This is a genomic window from Mucilaginibacter sp. P4_G9, from assembly GCF_056400985.1.
The window spans coordinates 1-5,578 of sequence record NZ_JBFUKF010000331.1; the positions used below are offsets into that span (position 1 = coordinate 1).

Genomic DNA, 5,578 nt, shown 5'->3' on the forward strand with positions numbered 1-5,578 from the left:
CGATTACTTGTCCAAGCCTTTTAATTTTGAAATATTACGTTTTAAGGTACATAACCTAATTAAAAACCAACAGGTAGTAAAAGAAACATATCAAAGGCAAATTGAAGCCAAACCCGGCGATTTGGAAATCGAAACTCCCGATACAATATTCATGAAAAAGTTATTGACGGTCCTTGAGGAGAATATTCCAAATGCCGGCTTTTCAGTTGAATTGCTAAGTAGCCAGATGAATATGAGCCACGGGGCATTATATAATAAGGTATTTAAGCTTTCCGGCAAAACTCCGGTGGAGTTTATTAAAACGGTAAGGTTAAAAAGAGCAGTACAACTCCTGCTGACAAAACAATTTACCGTAACGGAGATCGCCTACCAGGTGGGCTATAATGATGCGAAATATTTTTCTAAAGTATTTAAAGCAGAATTTTTGGTGACACCTTCCCAGTACCTGGACAGTATCGATTGATTTTTTCTTGCCCCTCACGCCAGCTATACCAATAGTTGGCAGTTATGAAAAAAAGGCCTTTTCCAAAGAAGGTAATACTATGATTTTTTACTCTTGTTTTATATTAAATTATTGATTATCAATAGTTTATTTTTTAAACAGGTGCATATTTTTCATACCAATCATCCGAATTATAGCCCTTCGCGATCTAAGCCTGCCGGTAACTTTACCCTCATATAATACGGCCAATTTATTATATGTAAAGTCCTGATTTATAAACCAACAACTTAGATTATGCTTAAAAAGTTACTATTTAAACGTTTAGCGTTTTTTGAACCTTTTCGTCCTGGGGGAAATCTTCTATTTAAGACTTCGATGCTCGTAGGGTAGCCCCCGGTTTAAAGCCTTTTTATATAAGCCGATACGTGTACCGCCTAACTTTTTGGCGCAGTACCTGACCGGTACATTAAATAATACTGAACAATAAATTTCAAACCCAATAAAGATCACCCTATAAATTATGAAGAAAAAGCGACACTGAAAACTTAACAACCAAACCAAGTACAATAAACCAATTATTTGATTCCTATTAAAATTCCTTTATAAATGGAAAAAAGTTTACAAAAAAAATTAAGACACAGTATTTTGCTATTTATAGCAGCTGTTTTTCTGGGCTTTTCGGCTTATGCGCAAAGCAAAAAGATTACCGGAAAGGTAACAAGCGCCGACAATTCAGAGCCGCTTCCCGGCGTCAGCATCAAAATTAAAGACGGAAACACCGGGGCGATATCGGGTGCCGATGGTACTTATGCCATCGACGCAAAACCGGGCGATGTGCTGGTATTCAGTTTTATCAGTTATGCTACCCAGCAAATAAATGTAGGGTCGCGGGGGACAGTTAACGTAGCACTTGCGCCATCCGTTAACGGCCTGGATGAGGTGGTTGTAATTGGATATGGAAGAGCGACAAGAAAAGACCTTACAGGTTCCATATCATCTGTTAAATCTTCTGATATTGTACAAACGCAGCCTACAACAATCGATCAGGCATTGCAGGGTAAAGCAGCGGGCGTTATCGTACAACAGGTATCCGGCCAGCCGGGCGGGGATGTTAACATACAAATACGTGGCGTAGGCGGCTTTACAAGTTCACCGCCGTTATACGTTATCGACGGGGTACAGATACCGCCTAATACACAATCGCCAATTTCAGGTAATGGCTCTAATCCGTTATCTTCGCTCGATCCTTCCCAGATAGCCTCCATCGATATCTTAAAGGATGCTTCTGCTACCGCCATCTATGGCTCTCAGGCCTCAAATGGTGTGGTGATAATCACCACCAAAAGAGGGACTTCCGGCGCAGCGGCAATAAGCTATGACGGCTACTTTGGCTGGCAAAAACTGCCAAAATATTATAACACGATGGACTTGCGGCAATACGCCACGTTCATGAATGAAAAGGCGGCCATCATCGGTTATGACCTTCGCCCGCAGTTTGCCAACCCGCAGTATATGGGTACCGGTACCAACTGGCAAAAGGCATTGTTCCGTACTGCTCCGGAGCAAAACCATAATGTGGCGATAAGTGGTGGCAATGATAAAACTAAATACTTTTTATCGGGCACTTTCTTTTCCCAGCAGGGGATAGCGTTGGGCTCCGATTTTAAGAGAGGTACACTTAAATTAAATTTAGATAATAAGACAACCAACTGGTTAAAAATAGGTACAAGCCTGGCTTTTGCCAACGTATCCGAAAACGTAGCCACAAGCAACACTGGGGTAATTTTGCAGGCATTGCGCCAAACGCCCGATGTTGAAGTAAAAAACCCGGATGGTACCTGGGGCGGCARCGACCCGAATATATATGGCGCGTATGGCGTTAACCCATTTGCGATAGCAACCATATTAACTGATGTAAAAAGCAGGTACCAATTGATCGGGAACGCCTATGCCGAAATTCAGTTTACAAACGACCTTGTTCTGCACAATGAAGTATCCGGGAATTTTGATTTTGCCAACGAGGATTATTTTAATCCAACTTATACCATGGGGGCATACACCAGGACATCCAATTCAGGTACAACCACCAGCGGGCAAAACTTTTATAAATCAATTACCAATTACCTGACCTACCAGCATACGTTCAATAAGAAATACTACGTGAGTGCGACCGCAGGGCACGAGGCCCAGAAGGTTAACACCAGTTCAGTTTCGGCGAGCAGGACAAATTTTGTGAGCAACAGCGTTACAACCATAAGCAGCGGCGACCCAACCACCGCAACTAACACCGGCGTTAAAGGGGCCGGAGCACTGGAAGCTTATTTTGGCCGTGCAAACTTTACTTATGATGATAAGTATTTGTTAACTGCAACCGTCCGCAGGGATGGTACATCAAAGATCGATTCTGCAAACAGGTGGAATACCTCGTACTCGGGCGCTATTGCCTGGAGAGTTAACCACGAAACGTTTTTGAAAAGTGTAAGATCAATAAACGATTTGAAACTCAGGTTAAGTTACGGTTTGGTAAATAACCAGAACATTGCCGAATACGCTTATGGCTCAACGTTAACCACCGTGGCTACAGGGCTTTCAGGCAATTCACAGCTAACAGCCACGTTAGGGAACCCCAATATAAAATGGGAAACTACAAAGTCCTACAACCTTGGCTTGGATGCCAGCTTTTTTAACAACAGGATTGAGTTTTCCGGCGATGTTTACTACCGCAAAACAAACAATTTATTATTAAGCCTTACCGAGCCTTACTATTCGGGCACGTATGCCGCGGGCGGGTATTCGCCAGGTGCAGTGCTGGCCCCTTACGTTAATATCGGATCTGTCAGCAACAAAGGCTTTGAGTTTACGCTGACAACCACCAACATTAAGTCAAAGAGCCTGAGCTGGAGGACCAGCCTGGTTTATTCGCAAAACAAAAATACCGTTTTGGCGCTGGCACCCGGAACACCGGCCATTTATGGTACCAATTCCAAAACAGTTGTAGGAGGTTCCATCGGCGAGTTTTATGGATATCAAACATTGGGGATATACAAAAATGCTGCTGATTTTACTAAATATCCAGCAGTGTGGCAAAATGGAAGCGGCCCTATTCCTATTACGCCGGGCTCAGGCGGTGTTTGGGTAGGCGATGTTGTTTTTAAAGATAACAACCACGATGGTAAAATAGACGCCTCCGATCAAATCAATTTAGGTTCGCCGCTGCCCAAATTTCAGTATGGCGTAACCAATACCCTTACTTATAAAAACTTTGATTTAACTGTTTTTATGACCGGCGAATACGGTAATAAAGTTTACAACGGCGTAAAAGTAGCAGGTAACGACCCCAATCAGAATTTTGGTTATTTCGCATCAGTACTTAATTATTCCAGGATTGGCCTGATTAACCAAACCGGTTCCGCATCGGACATTAACAACGTTTATATTACTAATCCGGGCACCAACATCACAAGGATCAGCCAAAGCAGCGGCAATCAAAATACCATCTTTTCGGACAGGTATGTCGAAGACGGGTCTTTCCTGAAGTGCAAAAGCATAGCGCTTGGTTATAAATTCCCTCCAGCTCTTTTGTCGAAGATTCACCTGAAGTCATTGCGCATATACTGCAATTTGACGAACGTATTTACTATCACAAAGTACACAGGGTACGATCCTGAAATTGGTTCATGGAACCCCTTAAATGCAGGTATCGACAACGGTTATTATGCGCAGCCCCGCGTTTTGACCATTGGAGCCAACATATCCCTAAATAATTAAAAATTACTATTATGAAGCAGCTAAAAATATTTATTTCTTTATTAATCGTGATTGTGGTGGCAAACGGTTGCAAAAAGGAATTCCTCAACAGGCCACCTTTAACCGGCATCACAACCGATAACTTTTACAAAAGCACGGCCGACTTAAGACTGGCTACAGCCGCTATTTACGCGCAGCCATGGTTTAACTGGAACAATTTCGGTTATCTTGGTATTGGCGATGTAATGAGCGGTAACATGCTAACTCCCTATAATCCGCAACTGGTACAGTATACCACATTTTCACTAACCAGCGACAATAGTGACCTCGCAAATGCATGGCAGGGCTTTTTTAATGTTGTTGCCCACTGCAACATCAACATTAAAGCCATCAATACAAAATTACCCGATAGCGTATCGGTAAAAGGTAAAAACGGGGCGCTTGGCGAGTTAAGGTTTATAAGGGGTACCGCTTATTTTCAAATCGCCCAGTTATGGGGCGCAGTACCTATTATTGAAGATAATGACAAATTAATTGCGAACCCTTTGGTGCCACGCCATAAGCTTGCCGATGTTTATAAGTTCATAATAAACGATTTAAGGTTTGCTGTAACCAACCTACCTACTTCAGATCAGCCGGGGCGGGTAACCACCTGGTCGGCACAGGGAATGCTGGCAAAGATATATCTAACCAGGGCCGGCTTAGGTCAAAGTGGTACCAGGAACCAAACTGACCTGGACAGCGCGGCGTATTTTGCGGCTAATGTGTGCAAAACAAGTGGTTTAAGCCTTTTGCCAAGTTATTACAACCTTTTCCGTACACAATATAATGACAATTCCGAATCCTTGTTCGCCTTTCAGTGGGCCCCCGGCGTTGGTTACGGTAACGGCAATAGTATTCAAACTTTTTTTGCACCAAGTTCCTTGCTTGTAACCGGTAACGGGGGCTGGGGCGGAGCTTATGGCCCGACCATCGATTTAGCCAATCTGTATACTCCGCAGGATTCCATCCGCCGTAAAGCTACCTTTATGCTGACCGGTGATTATTATCCGGAATTAAATGCCGCAGGCGGGGGGTATACATCCGGTGGCTGCAATGTAAAAAAACATGTTGTAGGCACCGCTGCCGATAACAACTCGCCAACAATGGACTTATGGTCATCCATCGAACACAATACCGTACTGCGCCTGGCTGATGTATATTTAATTTATGCAGAGGCGTTGATGGGTAACAATAGCTCGACCAGCAATGGGCAGGCATTGCAATATTTTAACGCGGTAAGGGCACGGGCGGGTGTGCCTGYAGTAACCAGCATTACCACTACATCTTTAATGAATGAAAGAAGGATAGAACTGGCATTTGAAGGCCAGTACTGGTTTGACCTGGTCC

Annotated in this window: 3 protein-coding genes; all 3 read left to right on the forward strand. The window is 43.4% G+C overall.

Going from position 1 to position 5,578, the window contains the following annotated elements; all coding sequences use genetic code 11:
- The coding region (locus tag AC1DPZ_RS20920) for a helix-turn-helix domain-containing protein (RefSeq protein WP_477407053.1) at nucleotides 1-463 on the forward strand (463 nt) is incomplete at its 5' end.
- Nucleotides 464-1,048: 585 nt separating this feature from the next.
- Nucleotides 1,049-4,210 carry a SusC/RagA family TonB-linked outer membrane protein gene (locus tag AC1DPZ_RS20925; protein WP_477407055.1) on the forward strand — a complete coding sequence of 1,054 codons (3,162 nt, stop codon included), beginning with the start codon at nucleotides 1,049-1,051 and terminating at the stop codon, nucleotides 4,208-4,210.
- Nucleotides 4,211-4,221: 11 nt separating this feature from the next.
- Nucleotides 4,222-5,578, forward strand: a 1,357-nt coding sequence (locus tag AC1DPZ_RS20930; RefSeq protein ID WP_477407057.1) for a RagB/SusD family nutrient uptake outer membrane protein, incomplete at its 3' end; no start/stop codon positions are given.